Genomic DNA, 15,431 nt, shown 5'->3' on the forward strand with positions numbered 1-15,431 from the left:
CGACGGACCATGTGCCGTGCCGCCGATCAGGGCTTCGCCCCGTTGCCGAACGACCCGTGCAGCGTCGTACTGGCGAACGCGGTCCCGTCGATCACGCCGCGGACCCGTGCGAGCGTGGCGTCGTCCGCCGGTGAGACCCCGATGGTGAGCGAGCCGTAGTCGACGCGCAACGTCTGCGGGATGCTCGCCTCGAGTCCCGTGACGCCAGGCGTGGCGGCGAGCGTGGCCAGCCCGGACGCGACGCCGAGAGCGGTCTCGTCGGGGATCCGCTGGTCGAAGGTGCCCGAGTAGGTGACGGAGGTGAGGACGTGCCCTGGCCCGGCCGGCACCTGCAGCGTGAGGGTGACACCGGTCCAGGCGAGCCGCTCCGCCATCGTCACGGGGACCGCCGCCGCTTCCGACGGGGTCGCGTCCGGATCCATGGTGACCACGAAGGCGCTCGAGAACGAGTGCGACTCGGTCGCACCCGCCTGGGGTGCGGGACGAGCCGAGGGCGTGGGCACTGGCGGTAGACGGGGATCGTCCGGGGAGACGGCGCCGATCGGCGGCGGTGCGGCCGGGCCGGCGTCGCGGTTGTTCCATGCGTCGAGGCCAGGGGGCGTGACGTCCGTCCCGTCGGCGGCGGTGTACCGCTGGTGCAGCTCGATGCGGTTCGTCGCGCTCGCGACACCGGGGCTGGACTGCACGGTGCGGAGTGCGTCGTCGAGCGACGATGCGACCTGCGGGTCCAGCTGCGGGACCGCCGCCCCCGTGGCGGAGGAGGCCGAGCCTCCCGACCCTGCTGCGCACCCCGTGACCGAGACGAGCGTGATGACGAGGGCTGCGGTGACGGCAGCGGTTCGATGGAGCATCTCCCGACCGTACGGGTGTGGACGGCGCCGGCGCATCGACCGTTCGGCACAGGAGCCTCGATGGCGTCGAGCGGACCGGTGTGTTCCTCGACGACGTCCGCCGCCGCCCGACCGATCGAGCCGGAGCGTGGTGGACTGGGGGCAAGCGCGTCCGATCAGCGGCAGTCGTGGTGCTCGACGAGCGGGTGCTCGTCATCAGGAGGGTCAAGGACGGTCGGAGCTACTGCGTCCTCCCGGGAGGCGGCGTCGAGGAGGACGAGGACCTGCGAGGCGGGCCGGAGTTGCACCGCGCGTCCGTGGACGACCGGTACGACCCCACCTGGGTCGCCGCCTCGTCGCTCGACGGAGAACGCCTCGTCCCTGACGAAGCACGGCGCGCGGTCCATCTCGTCCTGAGCGCGGACCGGCCGGTACCGGAGCCGCCTCGGTAGCCGGTGCCACGCAGGTCTCCTGGACTCGCGGATCGAACAGGATCGGGATGCGCTCCGGCTTCCGCTCCGGCACCGCGGCACGTGCGGCCGGTCGGGGGGTTGCGGAGCAGTAGACAGCGCAGTTCACTCGAGAGTGCACCGTGTTCCACTACGGCAGGGAGACCAGCACTGATGCGTTCGATCGTCTACACCAGCACGCAGACCCGTCCGATCACGGACACCGAGCTCGCGCAGATCCTCGCGGTCGGACGGGAGAAGAACAGCGCGCTCGGGGTGACCGGCATCCTGGCGCACAAGGGCGACAACTGCCTCGGGATCATCGAGGGAGACGACGAGACCGTCGCGGTCCGCTTCGAACAGGTCCGCCGTGACCCTCGGCACACGAACGTGCGGGTGCTGGCGGACGAGCCCGTCGCCCGGCGGTCGTTCCCGGACTGGTCGATGGCGTTCCAGCCGCTCGACCCGCTGATGCAGCAGGTCCCGGGCTTCAGCGACCTGTTCGGGCCCAGCCAGCCGGCGGACCCGTCGTTCGGGTTGACCCGGGCGCGAGGGCTGTTGGAGTGGTTCCGGAAGCACCCTCTGGCACCGTTGACGAGCCGGACAGCCGAGGCGGACGAAGCGCCCCGCACGCGTGCGATCAACGGCGCGATCACCGCGCTCCACGACGGCGGCGTCACCCGGTTCACCCTCGACGTCGTTGCCGAGCGTGCGGAGATGAGCGCGGACGAGGTCCGTGCGGTGTTCCCGACGGAGCGGGCGCTGCTCGCCGCGACCGTCGAACGGTGGACGCAGACGATCGCGGCGCCGCTCGCGCCGTTGATGACGGAGAAGGGCACGGTCCCGTTCCTGCACGCCCTCCTCGCCGCACACGCAGAGGAGCCGGCGCTGATGGAACTCCTCGCGGCGAGTCTCGCGTCCGCCGCTGACCCGACGGTGGACGGCGCCGACTACTACCGGTCCACGTACCGGCGGTTCCGGCAGTCGATCCGTGACGGACTCGCGGCGGACGTCCGCGACGGACGGGAGCCGTCGACGATGGACCCGGTCCGGGGCGCGCAGCAGTTGCTGGCGCTGTACGACGGGCTGCGCCTGCAGGCCCTGCTCACCACGGACACGGACCTCGTCGACGCGTTCGACCGTGCGGCGACGCGGATGCGTCGCGGGTGGTCCGAGCAGTACGAGCAGCCGTCGTACTGGGACACGCCGGACACCGAGGCCCGCTAGCGCCTGCGCGGGGTCGCGGTCCGTCGGTGACGGAGGTCTCGACCACCGGACGCTCCGCGCGCTGTCGCGGCGCCCCGCGAGGTGCAGCACCACCGGGGACGAGGCGCACGTGCGGCGGACGGACTGCCCCTCGTGCCACGACGATCCGTGGTACGAGGGGCAGTCACACACCGGGCATCCGCGCGGCCCGGAGGCCCGCTCCGCTCCCCTACCGCTTCAGGTTCGTCAGCTCCTGCAGCACCTCGTCCGAGGTCGTGATGATCCGCGCGTTCGCCTGGAAGCCGCGCTGCGCCACGATCAGGTTCGTGAACTCCTGCGAGAGGTCCACGTTCGACATCTCGAGCGTGCCGGACGCGAGCGACCCGACCCCGGCGGACCCGGGCACGCCCACGTTCGCGGTGCCGGAGTTCGCGGTGGCGCGGTAGCCCGACGCACCGGTCTTCTCGAGGCCGGCCGGGTTGGCGAAGGTCGCCAGCGCGATGCGGCCGATCGCCAGCGAGGACCCGTTCGAGAACGACCCGACGACGGTGCCGTCCTTCGAGATCGAGTAGCCCTGCAGCGACCCCGCCTCGTGCCCGTTCTGCGACGAGATCGACGCGGTGTTCAGGGCCGCGAAGCCGGACAGCTGCGTCATGTCGACGGTGATGCCACCGACCTGCAGCGTCTGGCCGCTGGTGATCTTGCCGTCGTCGCCGAAGGTGATCGTGCCGGCGGCGGAGGTCCCCTGCCCGTCCGAGGCCCTGACCGTCCAGCCCGCGTCGGTGCGAAGGTAGGCGAGGGACAGGGTGTGCTTGGTGCCGTACTGGTCGTACACGGTGGCGTCGCGGTTGAGCGTCTCGTTGACTGCGGTGTCGGACGGCAGGTTGCCGGTGAGGGTCGCCGAGCTCGTCGCGGTCGCGGGGGCGGCGGCACCGATCGGCAGCATGATGTCGCTGAGGCCACCGCCGTCGTTCACGACGCCGTTCGTGGCCGAGTACCCCTGGACGATCTTGCCGTCGGCGGTGACGAGGCGACCGTCGGCGTCGAAGTCGAACGCTCCGGCGCGCGAGTACACGGTGTCGCCACCGAGACGCGTGACGAAGAACCCGTCGCCGGAGATCATCAGGTCGGTGGCCTTGCCGGTGGCCTGCGCGGAGCCCTGCGCGAAGTTGGTGGAGACACCGGCGACCTGCACGCCGAGGCCGATCTGGGCGGGGTTCGTGCCGCCGATGCCGGTCTGCGGTCCCCCGGCGCCCTGGGTCATCTGCGACAGGGTGTCCTGGAAGACGGTGGTGGACGACTTGAAGCCGACGGTGTTCACGTTGGCGATGTTGTTGCCGGTGACGTCGAGCATCTGCTGGTGGGAACGGAGACCGGAGATGCCGGAGTAGAGCGAGCGGAGCATGGTGCGACCTTTCGGTGAAGGAAGTCAGGAGGGGGGAAGGAGCGGGTTGGCGGTTCAGGCCGCCTTGATACCGGAGATCACGTCGAGGTCGACCTCCTTCCCGTTCACGGTCACGGTCGGCACGCTCTTCGCGTACGACACGGCGGTGGCGGTGCCCGAGACCGCGGTCCCGGTGCTCGCGTCGGTGTAGCTGACCTGCTTGCCGACGAGGTTCGCGGCGGCGATCCGCATCTGCAGCGAGAAGTTCTCGTTCGCCGTCGTGGTCTGGTTGGTGATCTGCTCCATCGTCGCGAGCTGCGTCTGCTGGCTGATCATCTGGTTCGTGTCCATCGGCGAGGACGGGTCCTGGTTCCGGAGCTGCGTGACGAGCAGCTTCATGAACACCTCGGAGTCCATGGTCTGCGACTTCTTCGCACTGGCGGTCTGCGCGAGGGCGGCTGCCTGTGTGGCAGCGTCCACCGAGCCGGTGATGCCGTCGAGGGGCATGGCGTGGTCTCCTTCGTGTCCGCGTCAGGCGAGGACGTCGAGTCCGACGGATCGGACGGTGGTGGGTCGGGCCGTGACCGGCGCGGTCGGGGTGGGGCGGGCCTCCAGGTCGGGTCCCGGACGCGGCACTGACGGGGCAGGACGCTCGTCGCGACCCGGCTGCTCCCCCGGGTGGTTCTGCGACGACAGGTCGAGCGTCGTGGCGACCCCGCTGCCGGCCGCGTCGCGCCGGAGGTCCGGCAGCACCTGCCGGACCGCGTCGCGGCCGGCGTCCGACGCGGCGAACAGCTCGACGTGCATCTCGTGCGCGGTGACGTGCGCGCGGACGGTGACGGGACCGAGCTGGTCGGGGACGACCTGCACCGTGACGACGTGGTCGCCGGGGCCGGCCTGCGCGAGCGTGAACAGCGGACGGGCGAGCTGCTGCGCGAGGGGCGCGGGAGCGTTCGCCGTGGCCGCTCCGGACGGCGGGGTCGGTGCGGTGGACGCAGGAGCGGGGACGGGGAACGCCGTCTCGCCACCGCGCGGGGCGGTCACGGCCTGGAGGCTCGCAGCACCCTGGTCCCCCGGCCGCCGGTCGGTGTCGGGGCCGGTTCGCGGACCCGTGGCCGGGCCGGTCTGCACGGCCGGTACGGCGGTGGCCGCCGGGCCCGCAGTGGATGCCGGCGCCGCTGCCGGATCCGTAGCCGGCCCGGTCGCCGCGGTGGCGATGGCGGCGGCGGGGGTGGCGCTCGACGCGGTCACCGGACCGGACGGCGCGGTCGCGGCCTCGGTCGGGACGGCTCGCGGTCCGCGAAGGGGTGTTCCCGGCGTCGTGCTGCCGCCCGCGGCTCGGGCTGCCTCCGTCGCTGCTGCGCTGGTCGCCGGTGTCGCACCGGTCGTGGCCGCGGCCGTTCGCCCGTCGGTGGCCGACATGGCGGGCGTCTGCTGGGCGGCTGCGACTGCGGCTGCGGAAGGCTGCGTCGCGGTCGCGGGGACGACGGCGGACGGGGGCGTCGAGTCCGCGGCGGATCCTGCGACGTCGGAGCCCGTGGCCCCCGGCGCGGTCTGACCGGCGGTCGTGCCCGAGCCGACGGGCACGACCGCGCCGGGCAGGACCACGGGGACGACGGCCGACGCGGCGAGGGCGGCGAGGAGCACGGGGTCGACGGTGGTGCTCGCGGCGGAGCCGTCCGAGGGCGTCTCGGCAGCGCCCGCCGCGGCAGCCGCAGCCGGGCGCGTCCCTGCGGGCTCGCCGGAGGACGAGGCTGCTCCGGCCGCCGAGGTCTGCGCACCGGCGACGGATGCTCGCGCGCTGCCGACGGCCGCGAGGGCGACGCCGAAGGGGAGCGCGGACGCCGACGAGGGTCCTGCGCCGCTGCCGGTCGACCCCGGGGTCGCCGACGGGACGGGTGTCGTGGTCACGGTGCTCATGCCGCACTCCCCCGCATCGCGGACAGGAGCGCCGCGGTCTGCAGGTCGGTGACCGACTGCGCCGCTCCGGTGGTCGGGACGGACCGGGCCGCCGTCGGCGCCGCGGCCTCGCTCGGCGCGATGCGGCGGATCGTCGCGATGTCGGAGTCCTTGTACCAGTTGTCCACGATCCGGACGTCCTTGCCGGGGCGGGGCGCGTGCAGCACCTTGCCGTCGCCGACGTAGATCACGATGTGCTGCTCGCCCTTCGGGATGATCAGGTCGCCCGGCTTCGCGTCCTTGAGCGACCCGACGGGCACCCCCATGTCCGCCTGGTCGGGCACCACGCGTGGCATGGTCACCCCGAGGTCCTTGAACACCGTCTGCACGAGTCCGGAGCAGTCCATGCCGGACCGCGTCGTCCCGCCGAAGACGTAGGGCACACCGAGGTACTTCTTCGCGTCCTCGACGACGTCGGACCCGGTGGCGCCGCTGCCGGTCGCCAGGGTGCCGCGACCGGCGTCCACCGACGTCGCCGGCGTGCGCGTCGCCGAGTCGGTCGCTGCCGTGCCGGTCGTCGCAGAGGTCGACGTGCCGGTCGCGGTCGCCAGGGCGTCGGCGAACGCGCCGCTCGCCGCATCGCCCGAGGCGGAGGCGGAACCGGCGGCGGTCGTGGTGCCGCCGCGGAGGGCGTCGATCTGGGACCGGATGTCGGCGATCCGGGAGAGCACGGCGTCCACGCTCATCGGGCACCACCTTCCGTGCGGCGTCGTGCCGCGATCTCGTCGAGGGCGTCCTGCTCGGCGCGCAGGTCGGCGGCGGCCTGCTCGCGGTCGTGGTGCCCCTCGAGCTTCTCGAGGCCGAGTGCGGCACGGCGGGCCGCCGAGTACGCGGCCTGGGCGCCGTCGGCCTCGGCGCGACGGGTGCGCGCGACGGCGTCGAGCTCCTCGAGCATCCCGCGCGTGGAGGCCCGGGCGGCGGCGAGGGCGCTGAGGGTCGCGGCGTCGGTGACGGGCTGCGCCTGCTCGCGGTCCGCCAGGGTGCGCCGAGCGGCGAACCGGGCGTCGGCGGTGTCGCGGATCCGGTCGTTCGCGGCGGCCAGGGCGGCGGCAGCGCGGTCCTGCTCGGCGTGCCGCAGGCGCAGCAGTCCGGCGAGGGGGAAGCGTCTGGCCATCAGGCGGACACCCCCAACCGGGCGACGAGGGCGTCGAGCGCGCGCCAGGACGTCACGGCGTCGGCACGCTCGTCCATGCCCTGCCGGAGGAACGCGTCGATGGCGTCCTGGTGAGTGACCGCGGCGTCGACGAGGGGGTTCGTCCCGGGCTGGTACGCGCCGACGTCGAGCAGGTCCTGCGCGTTCCGGCGCGCCGCCATCACCTTCCGGAGCGCGGTCGCCGCGGCGCGCTGCCACGGTTCGGTGACCTTCGACGCGACGCGGGACACCGAACCGAGCGCGTCGACGGACGGGAAGTGCCCGGTCACGGCGAGCTTCCGGTCGAGCACGACGTGCCCGTCGAGGATGCTCCGGGCGCTGTCGGCGATCGGCTCGTTGTGGTCGTCGCCGTCCACCAGCACCGTGTACAGCCCGGTGATGCTGCCGACCCGGTCGGTCCCGGCGCGTTCGAGCAGCCCGGCGAGCACCGAGAACGTCGACGGCGGGTAGCCCCGGGTCGCGGGCGGTTCGCCCACGGACAGGCCGATCTCGCGCTGCGCCATGGCGACGCGGGTGAGCGAGTCCATCATGAGCACGACGTCCTGCCCGACGTCGCGGAACGACTCGGCGATGCGGGTGGCGACGAACGCCGCGCGCAGGCGCATCAGGGCCGGCTCGTCGGACGTCGACACGACGACGATCGAGCGGGCGAGTCCCTCGGGTCCGAGGTCGTCCTCCAGGAACTCCCGGACCTCGCGGCCGCGCTCCCCCACCAGGGCGATCACGTTCACCGCGGCGTCGCTGCCGCGCGCGATCATCGACAGGAGCGAGGACTTGCCGACGCCGGAGCCCGCGAACAGGCCCATGCGCTGCCCGCGGCCGACCGTGGTCAGGGTGTCGAGCACGCGGACCCCGAGCTGCATCGGTGCGTCGATCCGCGTGCGGGCCATCGCGTTCGGTGTCGCGTGGTCGATCGGTACCCAGCCGTCGGTGTCGAGCGGACCGCGGCCGTCGATCGGCCGCCCGAGGCCGTCGAGCACCCGCCCGAACAGCCCGGCGCCGGTCGGCACGAGCACGGGTCGACCGGTCGGGCGCACGGGTGTGCCCGCGGTCACGGCGACCAGGCGTCCGAGCGGCATGGAGCGCACGCCGGTGGGGTCGGTGGCGACGACCTCGACGGGGGTCTGCGGACCGTCCTCGGCGCCGACGATCAGGACGTCGCCGATGCGGGCGTCGACCCCGGCAACGGTCAGCCCGAGGCCGACCGCGCTCGTGACGACACCGACGCGCTGTGGTGCGGCGAGGGCGATCGCCTCGTCCAGACCGCGGGGACGGAGGAGCGTCGCGGTCACCGGGACACCTCCGGTCGTCCGGCGCAGCGGCCCAGCGCGACCCGCGCGCGGTCGAGTGCGGCGCCGATGCGGGCGTCGAGCACCCCGTCGGGCAGGTCGACGACCGCGTCGCCGTCGTGCAGCGCGGCGTCGGCGACGACGGGGACGGTGAGCGCGAGGTCGGCCACGCGGGCGGCGTCGGCGGGGCTGAGCCGGACGGCCACCGGGACCGTGGCGTCGACCGAGGCGAGCGCACGTCGGACGGTGGCCTCCGCGCCGGGGGCGGTGCGTGCCTTCAGGCCGTCGTCGTCGCCGGTCACGGCGTCGTGGCGACCCGACCGGACCACGTGCCCCACGACGGCCTCGGCCAGGTCGAGGGCCGCGTCGACCAGGGACTCCTCGGCGTCACGCAGGACCGGCGCGACCTGGGAGAGCATCGCGTTCGTGGCGGCGTCGAGCACCTGGACGCGGCGGACCGTCTCGGCCTGCAGCGCGGCGAGTCGTGCTGCGTGCTCGGCCTCGAGCCGGGCGTGCAGCGCGGCGGTCTCGGCCTGCGCGGCACGGAGGCCCGCGGCGTACCCGGCGGCGTGCCCGCGCACGTCGGCGGCCGCTGCGAGGTCGCGGGTGGTCGCGCTCCCGAGCACCGGGAACGCGACGCGCTGGACGGTGACGTCAGTCAACGAGCTCGTCCTCCTCGGCGCGGTGGACGGTGATGGTGCCCTCGGCCTCGAGCTCGCGGACGGAGCGGACCACCTCGGCGCGCGCCTCCTCGACCTGCGAGACGCGGACCGGGCCCATGGCCTGCAGCTCGTCGTCCAGCAGCTGGCGGTTGCGCTCCGAGACGTTCGCGCGGATGGTCTCGACGACCGGGGCCGGCGCGCCCTTCATGGCGGTCGCGAGGAGCTTCGAGTCGATGCCGCGCAGGACCTGCTGGATGTCGCGGGACTCGAGCTTGACGATGTCCTCGAAGGTGAGCATGCGCGAGCGGATGTCCTCGGCGAGCTCCGGGTCCCGCGCCTCGAGGCCGTCGAGCACGGCCTTCTCGGTGGCGACGTCCGAGCGGTTGATGATCTCGACGAGGGGTGCGATGCCGCCGACGACCTCGACGCTCTCGCGCGGGGACACCACGGCACCGGCGCGCTGCCGGAGGACCCCGGCGACGATCCCGACGGCCTCCGGGGTGGCGGTGCCCATCGTCGCGAACGCCTGGGCGACGTCGGTCCGCACGCGGTCGTCGACACCGGCGAGCACCGCGCTCGCCTGGCCGGGCCGCAGGTGCGCGAGCACGAGCGCGATGGTCTGCGGCAGCTCGCCCTCGAGCAGGCTGACGACCTGGCCGGGCTCGGCGTCGTCGAGGAACTCGAAGGACTGCCCGGCGAGGTTCGACGCCAGCCGGTCCATCACGCCCGCGGCCCGCTCGGAGCCGAACGATGCCTCGAGCAGCCCGAGCGCGGCGTCCTTGCCGCCGCGCTTCTGCACGCGCCCACGCTGCGTGATGCGGTGGAACTCGCTCATCGTGCGGTCCACGACGCTGTCGTCGACGCGGCGCATCCGGACGATCTCCGCGCTGATCTCCTCGGCCTCGAGCTCCGTGAACTGCTTCATCACCTCGGCGGCGCGCTCGGTCTCCATCTGCATGAGGATGAGCGCGACCTTCTGCGCGCCGGTCAGGATGCGCTCGACCGCCCCGTTGCCGGCGGGGACCGGGACGAGGGCGCTCACACCGGCGACCGGTCGTCGAGGAGTCCGCGGAGCAGGTCGGCGGTGCGCTTCGGGTCGCGCTCGGCGAGTGCGGAGATCTCCTGGCGGCGACGTTCGGCACTGATCTCGTCGGTGGTCAGCACCTCGGTCGGGGCGTCGTCGTGCGGCAGGGTCGGCAGCGCGACGGTCTCCGGCTCGACGGCGGGGATCGCCAGGTCGTCCCCACCGAGCGGCAGCTCGAAGGTCTCCCCGGCGAAGACGTCGAGCTCGCCGACGTCCACCGCCTCACGGGACTGACGACGGGCACGGCGGGCGAGGACGATCGCGAGCACGATCGCGGCGGCGAGGACCGCGAGCACGATGCCGGCGGTGCGGATGGCCGACCACATCGCCTGCTGCTGCTCGGTCTGCTGCTGCTCCTCGAGGGCCTTCGCGGCGTCCTTCGCGGCGGAGTCGTCGAAGTCCATCATCGCGACGCGGACCTGGTCACCGCGGGTGTTGTCGGCACCGGCAGCGGCGGACACGAGGTCGTTGATGCTCTGCAGGTTGGCGTTCTGCACGGAGTCCGCACGGGAGTTGAGGGCGACCGAGATCGTCTGCCGCTCGACACCGCCCGCGGGGATCTGCGTCGTCTCGGTGGTCTTGTCGACGGCGTTGTTCTTGGTCGCCGACTCGTTCTTGTAGCCGTCGTCACCGGTGGCCGTGCCGTTCGCGTTCGTGCCGCCGGCGGTGCCGTTCGGGACCGCGATGTTGTCCGGGCCGAGCACGCCGGTCGCGCCGGCACCCGCGCCGGAACCGGAGCCGTACTGCTCGGTGGAGCTCGACTCGTTCAGGGCGACCGGGCCGGTGGTCGGCTGCGCGAAGCTCTCCGACGTCCGGGTGCCGGACTGCTGGTTCATCGTCGCCGAGACGACCACGCTGGCGTTGCCCGGGCCGAGCGTCGTGTCGAGCAGGTCCTGGATCTTCTTCCGGGTGGTCGCGTCGTAGTCGGCCGCCTGGTCCGCGCCGCTGCCCGTCGCGCCGGTCCCGACCGCGGAGAGGGTCTGGCCCTTCTGGTCGACGACGGAGACGTCGGTGGGCTGCATGCCCTCGACCGCCGCGCTCGTCAGGTGCACGATCGACTGCACCTGGTCGGTGGTGAGCTGCGCGCCGTTCTCGGTCGCGACGAACACCGACGCCGTCGGGTCCTTCTCCTCGGAGACGAACACGGTCTTCTCCGGGATCGCGAGCTGCACGGTCGCGGCCTTCACGCCGTCCATCGACGAGATCGTCTTCGCGAGCTCGCCCTCGATCGCGCGCTTGTACGTGACGTCCTGCTGGAACTCGGAGCTCGTCACGCCCATCTTGTCGAGCAGCGAGTAGCCGCCCTCGTTCGACGACGGCAGGTTGTTCGACGCCGCCTTCAGCCGCTCCGAGTACACCTTGTCCTGCGGCACGAGGATCGTCGCACCGCCGTCGGTCAGCTGGTACGGCACACCGTCGGTCGTCAGCTGGTCGGTGATCGAGCTCGCGTCGGCCGCCGCCAACCCGGTGAAGAGCGGCGCGTAGGACGCCTTGCCGAGCCAGCTCGCGAGCGCGATGCCGCCGAGCACGAGTGCGGCGACACCGATCAGCGCGATGGTGCGCTGTGCGGCGGAGAACCCCTTCACGTAGGCGACGATGCGCCCCCACGTGTTCTGCATCGCGGCGGGCATCAGGCCTGCATCCGCATGATCTCGTTGAACGCGTCGACGCCCTTGTTGCGGACCGCTGCGACGAGCTCGAGGGTGACCTGGGCGCGCGTGGACGCGATCGTGGCGTCGTGGATGTCGTCGAGGTTGCCCGTGACGGCCTTGAGCGCCAGGGTCTTCGAGTTGCTCTGCAGCTGCTGCAGCCCGTCGACCGCGTTGCCCAGGCTCGCGGCGAAGCCGTCACCGCCGGCGGCCGGCTGGACCGCACCGGCGCCCGCCGCCCCGGCTCCTGCGGCACCGCCGAGCGCGCCGGTACCGGTGACGGCGTCCGCGGCTCCGGCGAACGCGCGGGTCATGGCGTTGGTGGTCACACCGTTCAGGGCGTCGATGGGCATCAGTTCTTCCCGATCTGCAGTGCCGCCTCGTAGGCGGTCTTGGCACGGTCGACCACGGCGGCGTTCGCCTGGTAGCCGCGCTGGGCCATGATGAGGTCCGCCATCTGCGTGCCGAGGTCGATGTCCGGCATGCGGACGTACCCTTCGGCATTCGCGAGCGGGTTGTCCGGGTCGTAGGTCACACGGCCGGCGGCGCTGCCGAACGCCGCGCCCTTGACGTAGGCGCCGGACGTGCCGGCACCCTCCTGCACCTCGACGTAGCGGGCCTGGAACGCGGAGTCGTCCATCGACCGCACGGTGTTGACGTTCGCGATGTTGTCCGAGATCGCGTCGAGCCACTTCCGGTGCACGGTCATGCCGGTGCTCGCGATGCCGATCGCGTCGAAGGTCGTCACGAGTTCGTCCGCATCGCTGCGCGCAGGGCCGTGGCCTCGCCGCCGACCGCCTGGGTGGCGAACTGGTAGCGCAGGACCGTGTCGACGTTCGACAGGGTCTCCTGGTCGAGGTTCACGTTGTTGCCGATCTCGTTCGTCGGCTCGAGGCTGCGCGCGACGGTCGGCGTCGTGTGCCCGTCACCGTGCACGATCGACTGCGCGAGGGCGTCCTCGAAGCGCACCTTCTCGGCGTGGTACATAGGGGTGTTGATGTTCGCGACGTTGTTCGCGATGGTGCGCTGCCGCAGCGACAGCCCGTCGAGCGCGCTCTGCAGCGCGACGCTCGTCACGGAATCGAACACGGGTGGCCCGTCCCCTCGGTGTGCGACGTCGTGCGACGTCGCCGATTGGCGGTGGCCGATCCGTGGCCGAACGAGTGAGCGATCCGTGCTCGCGGTGCGCTGTCGGCGGCGGCGGGTGGGGCGTTAGGGCTCGCCCCGAACGGGGGGGCGGGGGCTCCCGACGGCCCGGTCGCGTGCACGCGTCCTCGCCGGGTGGCCGGGCCGCGCGCCGCTGTGGTCGGGCCGCGCGCGCCGCTGTGGTGCGACGATGCCGCTGTCGTACGACGACGCATCTGTCGTCTCGCCCGGAGACGCGCCACGACCTGCGACCCGAACGACGGAACCGCTGTCGTACGACGACGCATCTGTCGTCGGACTCGCTCGGGCTGTCGCGGATCCGGCTCAGGCGGAGGCGTCGAGGTACACGGAGCCGCGCGGCTCGTCCGTCGCCGCGACCTGGCGGAGCGCACCGAGGTGCTCCAGGGTCTGCCGCCGCTCCGTCTCGAGCGCCGACATCCGGTCGCGCTGCGCGGCCAACAGCCGGGAGGCACGACCCAGCAGTGCGCGCGGCACGGGCCCGAGCGTGGTCGGCTCGGCCCACGGGGTCGCGTCGAGGACGCTCGCTGCGGTCGCGACGGGGTCAGAAGCGCTCGCGTCGATCGCGGTCGGCGCGCTGGCGGTCAGCTCGCGTTCGAGGGCGTCGAGCACTGCCGCCCACTCGCTGTGGACGGCGTCGACGGTGGTGTCGTCGATGGCGTCAGGCGACACCGAGGGCTCCCCCGGTGTCGACCTGCGGCGCCTGGGTCGTCGCCAGCGCCGCGGCGGCCTCGTGCCACGACTGCCGCAGGGGTTCGAGGATCCGGATGCAGTCGCGCGTGGCCTGCACGTCGCGGTGCACGTTCGCCGTGATCAGGGAGGTCGACGCGTAGTTGTAGATCGCGAGGAGTCCCTCGCCACCGTCCCACACGTCGATCCGGAGCGTGGACGACAGCTCGCCGACGATCGCCTGGGCGTGCAGGAGCTGCTCGCGCGCTGCCTCCCAGTCGGACGTCGTCTGCGCGGCCTCTGCGCGGTGCAGGTCGAGGAGCAGCCGGTCGTAGAGCATCGTGACGAGCTGCGCGGGCGTCGCCGACAGCACGGCCTCGTTCGTGTACTGCGCGCGGCGCTGGTCGGTCACGGTGCGGGGCTGCGCGGCCTGCCGGAAGGCGGCGGACTGCAGGTCGAAGGCGTTCATGGTCGTTCCCGTCACTTCGACGTCGATGCCAGCTGGCCCGAGAGCCACGCCGACTGGGACTGGAGCTTGCTGAGGCTGGTCTCGAGGGCGGAGTACTGCGCCTGCAGCGTCGCCCGCCGCGCAGTCAGCCGGTCCGACCAGTTGTCGATCTGCGTCGTCAGGTCCTTCGCGACCGACTGCTGCCCGGTGATCGAGGTCGTGATCGACCCCGTGTACTTGTCCGACGCCGCCGTCGCCGAGGCGCCGACGTTCGTCGCGACCGCGGACAGCATGGCCTGGGTGCCCTGCGGATCGTCCGCCAGGGCCTTCTGGAAGGCCGCGGCGTCGAAGCTGAAGGTGCCGTCCTTCTGGATGACGATGCCGATCGACGACGGCGACTTCCCGTTCACCGGCGTCGACATCGTCGTCGTGAGGCGCTGGACCGCGTCACGGGTCGTGCCGTCCCCGGTCAGCACACCGGCCTTGGTCGACGTCGTCCCGGTGGTCGGACTCGTGGTGCTCGTGACCGCGGTGTTCGTGGCGTAGTACGAGGTGACGGCGTTCAAAGCGTCGACGAGCCCTGACGCCACGGCCTGGGCCTTCGTCGTGTCCTGCGCGACCGTGACCGTCACCGGCTCCGTCGTGGTCTGGGTCACCGTGACGTCGAGCCCGGGGAGCAGGTCATCGAACGTGTTCGTCGCGCTCGTCACGGTCTGCGCTGCGGCTGTCCCTGCCCACAGCGTGACGCTGGCGTCCTTGCCCTGTGTGACGATCGCGGCACCTGGCTGGGTGAACACGTTCGTCGCCGTCCCCGCCGTCACCTCGTCCGAGGTCCCGCGGTAGAGGGAGAACGACGCCGCGGTGCCGGTCTTCGTCGCGCTGAGCTGCAGGCGGTAGAGCTTCGTGCCGTCGGTGTCGGTGCCGGCGGCGACCTTCGTCGCGGTGACCCCGGCGCCGGCCTTGTTGATCGCGCTCACGGCGTCGTCGAGCGAGCCGGAGGCCGGCGTGACGGTGGTCTTCTTCCCGTCGGCCCCGACGAGCGTCAGCGGCTCGGCTGCCGACGCCCAGGTCGACATCGCCGCGGTGACGCCGACGTGCGCGGTCGCGGTCGACCCGACCTGGAAGCTGACCGAGCCGGCGGAGGCCGTGGCATCGGTCGCGACGGTCACGCCGGTCGACGAGCTCGTGGCACTGTACACGTCCAGCGACGTGGCCTTGGCGGCGTCGCCGGCCTTCGTCGCGAGGGTCTGCACCAGCGAGTTGATCGTCTGCAGCGACGACACGAAGGAGTTCGTGTCGGTGAGCTTGTTCTTGAGCAGGGTCTGCGGGACCTGCTCGATGGTCATCAGCGAGTTGATCAAGTCGGTGGTCTTGAGACCGCTGACCAGACCGTCGATCGCGAGACTGTTGCCCGAGACGGACGACGTCGACATCGCGGGGCTCCCTGTCGTCGGGGGTGGTCGTGGGTGTGATGACGCCGCCGTC

General features: G+C 72.6%; 18 protein-coding genes. 2 read left to right on the forward strand and 16 right to left on the reverse strand.

Features of this window, described 5'->3' with window-relative positions; genetic code table 11:
• Nucleotides 1-26: 26 nt before the first annotated feature.
• Nucleotides 27-851, reverse strand: a complete 825-nt coding sequence (locus tag ACIPEQ_RS02420) for a hypothetical protein (protein ID WP_402713842.1) — start codon at nucleotides 849-851, stop codon at nucleotides 27-29.
• 80 nt (nucleotides 852-931) lie between these two features.
• Between ACIPEQ_RS02420 and ACIPEQ_RS02425 the strand changes: the two genes are divergently transcribed.
• Together ACIPEQ_RS02425 and ACIPEQ_RS02430 are read left to right on the forward strand one after the other, a co-directional pair.
• The gene (locus ACIPEQ_RS02425; protein ID WP_402713844.1) at nucleotides 932-1,282 is read left to right on the forward strand and encodes an NUDIX domain-containing protein; all 351 of its coding nucleotides are present in this window, start codon (nucleotides 932-934) and stop codon (nucleotides 1,280-1,282) included.
• Between the two features lie 171 nt (nucleotides 1,283-1,453).
• Nucleotides 1,454-2,506 (forward strand): BLUF domain-containing protein, encoded by a 1,053-nt coding sequence (locus tag ACIPEQ_RS02430; protein ID WP_354027144.1) that lies wholly within the window; start codon nucleotides 1,454-1,456, stop codon nucleotides 2,504-2,506.
• 208 nt (nucleotides 2,507-2,714) lie between these two features.
• Here the strand turns inward: ACIPEQ_RS02430 and ACIPEQ_RS02435 are convergent, their stop codons facing one another.
• From ACIPEQ_RS02435 to fliD, 15 genes are all read right to left on the reverse strand, one after another.
• Nucleotides 2,715-3,890: a flagellar hook protein FlgE gene (locus ACIPEQ_RS02435; RefSeq protein ID WP_402713846.1), complete on the reverse strand. Its 1,176-nt coding sequence runs from the start codon at nucleotides 3,888-3,890 to the stop codon at nucleotides 2,715-2,717.
• Nucleotides 3,891-3,944: 54 nt separating this feature from the next.
• Entirely contained in the window at nucleotides 3,945-4,376 is a 432-nt protein-coding gene (locus ACIPEQ_RS02440; protein WP_209677026.1) for a flagellar hook capping FlgD N-terminal domain-containing protein, read from the reverse strand.
• Between the two features lie 24 nt (nucleotides 4,377-4,400).
• The gene (locus ACIPEQ_RS02445) at nucleotides 4,401-5,789 is read right to left on the reverse strand and encodes a flagellar hook-length control protein FliK (RefSeq protein ID WP_402713848.1); all 1,389 of its coding nucleotides are present in this window, start codon (nucleotides 5,787-5,789) and stop codon (nucleotides 4,401-4,403) included.
• Nucleotides 5,786-6,514 carry a C40 family peptidase gene (locus ACIPEQ_RS02450; RefSeq protein WP_402713850.1) on the reverse strand — a complete coding sequence of 243 codons (729 nt, stop codon included), beginning with the start codon at nucleotides 6,512-6,514 and terminating at the stop codon, nucleotides 5,786-5,788. The genes ACIPEQ_RS02445 and ACIPEQ_RS02450 overlap by 4 nt, the downstream gene beginning before the upstream one ends.
• Nucleotides 6,511-6,942, reverse strand: coding sequence for a flagellar export protein FliJ (locus ACIPEQ_RS02455; RefSeq protein ID WP_402713852.1), 432 nt, complete (start codon nucleotides 6,940-6,942; stop codon nucleotides 6,511-6,513). Before ACIPEQ_RS02455 ends, ACIPEQ_RS02450 begins: the two co-directional genes overlap by 4 nt.
• Nucleotides 6,942-8,273 (reverse strand): FliI/YscN family ATPase, encoded by a 1,332-nt coding sequence (locus ACIPEQ_RS02460; protein ID WP_402713854.1) that lies wholly within the window; start codon nucleotides 8,271-8,273, stop codon nucleotides 6,942-6,944. The genes ACIPEQ_RS02455 and ACIPEQ_RS02460 overlap by 1 nt, the downstream gene beginning before the upstream one ends.
• Nucleotides 8,270-8,932, reverse strand: a complete 663-nt coding sequence (locus ACIPEQ_RS02465) for a hypothetical protein (protein ID WP_402713855.1) — start codon at nucleotides 8,930-8,932, stop codon at nucleotides 8,270-8,272. The genes ACIPEQ_RS02460 and ACIPEQ_RS02465 overlap by 4 nt, the downstream gene beginning before the upstream one ends.
• Nucleotides 8,925-9,974, reverse strand: coding sequence for a flagellar motor switch protein FliG (gene fliG, locus ACIPEQ_RS02470; RefSeq protein ID WP_402713857.1), 1,050 nt, complete (start codon nucleotides 9,972-9,974; stop codon nucleotides 8,925-8,927). Before fliG ends, ACIPEQ_RS02465 begins: the two co-directional genes overlap by 8 nt.
• The gene (gene fliF / locus ACIPEQ_RS02475; RefSeq protein WP_402713859.1) at nucleotides 9,971-11,647 is read right to left on the reverse strand and encodes a flagellar basal-body MS-ring/collar protein FliF; all 1,677 of its coding nucleotides are present in this window, start codon (nucleotides 11,645-11,647) and stop codon (nucleotides 9,971-9,973) included. The genes fliG and fliF overlap by 4 nt, the downstream gene beginning before the upstream one ends.
• The gene (fliE, locus tag ACIPEQ_RS02480) at nucleotides 11,647-12,018 is read right to left on the reverse strand and encodes a flagellar hook-basal body complex protein FliE (protein WP_402713860.1); all 372 of its coding nucleotides are present in this window, start codon (nucleotides 12,016-12,018) and stop codon (nucleotides 11,647-11,649) included. The genes fliF and fliE overlap by 1 nt, the downstream gene beginning before the upstream one ends.
• The gene (locus ACIPEQ_RS02485; protein ID WP_224442989.1) at nucleotides 12,018-12,413 is read right to left on the reverse strand and encodes a flagellar basal body rod protein FlgC; all 396 of its coding nucleotides are present in this window, start codon (nucleotides 12,411-12,413) and stop codon (nucleotides 12,018-12,020) included. Before ACIPEQ_RS02485 ends, fliE begins: the two co-directional genes overlap by 1 nt.
• Nucleotides 12,410-12,754: a flagellar basal body rod protein FlgB gene (locus ACIPEQ_RS02490; RefSeq protein WP_402713862.1), complete on the reverse strand. Its 345-nt coding sequence runs from the start codon at nucleotides 12,752-12,754 to the stop codon at nucleotides 12,410-12,412. The genes ACIPEQ_RS02485 and ACIPEQ_RS02490 overlap by 4 nt, the downstream gene beginning before the upstream one ends.
• Before the next feature lie 381 nt (nucleotides 12,755-13,135).
• Nucleotides 13,136-13,501: a hypothetical protein gene (locus ACIPEQ_RS02495; protein WP_402713864.1), complete on the reverse strand. Its 366-nt coding sequence runs from the start codon at nucleotides 13,499-13,501 to the stop codon at nucleotides 13,136-13,138.
• The gene (gene fliS, locus ACIPEQ_RS02500) at nucleotides 13,491-13,967 is read right to left on the reverse strand and encodes a flagellar export chaperone FliS (RefSeq protein ID WP_402713866.1); all 477 of its coding nucleotides are present in this window, start codon (nucleotides 13,965-13,967) and stop codon (nucleotides 13,491-13,493) included. The genes ACIPEQ_RS02495 and fliS overlap by 11 nt, the downstream gene beginning before the upstream one ends.
• Nucleotides 13,968-13,978: 11 nt before the next feature.
• Nucleotides 13,979-15,379 carry a flagellar filament capping protein FliD gene (gene fliD / locus ACIPEQ_RS02505; protein WP_402713867.1) on the reverse strand — a complete coding sequence of 467 codons (1,401 nt, stop codon included), beginning with the start codon at nucleotides 15,377-15,379 and terminating at the stop codon, nucleotides 13,979-13,981.
• Nucleotides 15,380-15,431 lie beyond the last annotated feature (52 nt).

Origin of the sequence: Curtobacterium sp. NPDC087080, assembly GCF_044745105.1 — a bacterium.
Lineage (GTDB): Bacteria > Actinomycetota > Actinomycetes > Actinomycetales > Microbacteriaceae > Curtobacterium.

Excerpts from the sequence above, each read along its gene's own strand:
- ACIPEQ_RS02430 (WP_354027144.1), top strand. The coding sequence starts at position 1,454 with ATGCGTTCGATCGTCTACACCAGCACGCAGACCCGTCCGATCACGGAC.
- ACIPEQ_RS02445 (WP_402713848.1), bottom strand. The coding sequence starts at position 5,789 with ATGAGCACCGTGACCACGACACCCGTCCCGTCGGCGACCCCGGGGTCG.
- ACIPEQ_RS02440 (WP_209677026.1), bottom strand. The coding sequence starts at position 4,376 with ATGCCCCTCGACGGCATCACCGGCTCGGTGGACGCTGCCACACAGGCA.
- fliE (WP_402713860.1), bottom strand. The coding sequence starts at position 12,018 with ATGCCCATCGACGCCCTGAACGGTGTGACCACCAACGCCATGACCCGC.
- fliF (WP_402713859.1), bottom strand. The coding sequence starts at position 11,647 with ATGCCCGCCGCGATGCAGAACACGTGGGGGCGCATCGTCGCCTACGTG.
- fliD (WP_402713867.1), bottom strand. The coding sequence starts at position 15,379 with ATGTCGACGTCGTCCGTCTCGGGCAACAGTCTCGCGATCGACGGTCTG.
- ACIPEQ_RS02450 (WP_402713850.1), bottom strand. The coding sequence starts at position 6,514 with ATGAGCGTGGACGCCGTGCTCTCCCGGATCGCCGACATCCGGTCCCAG.
- ACIPEQ_RS02455 (WP_402713852.1), bottom strand. The coding sequence starts at position 6,942 with ATGGCCAGACGCTTCCCCCTCGCCGGACTGCTGCGCCTGCGGCACGCC.
- ACIPEQ_RS02435 (WP_402713846.1), bottom strand. The coding sequence starts at position 3,890 with ATGCTCCGCTCGCTCTACTCCGGCATCTCCGGTCTCCGTTCCCACCAG.
- ACIPEQ_RS02420 (WP_402713842.1), bottom strand. The coding sequence starts at position 851 with ATGCTCCATCGAACCGCTGCCGTCACCGCAGCCCTCGTCATCACGCTC.
- fliS (WP_402713866.1), bottom strand. The coding sequence starts at position 13,967 with ATGAACGCCTTCGACCTGCAGTCCGCCGCCTTCCGGCAGGCCGCGCAG.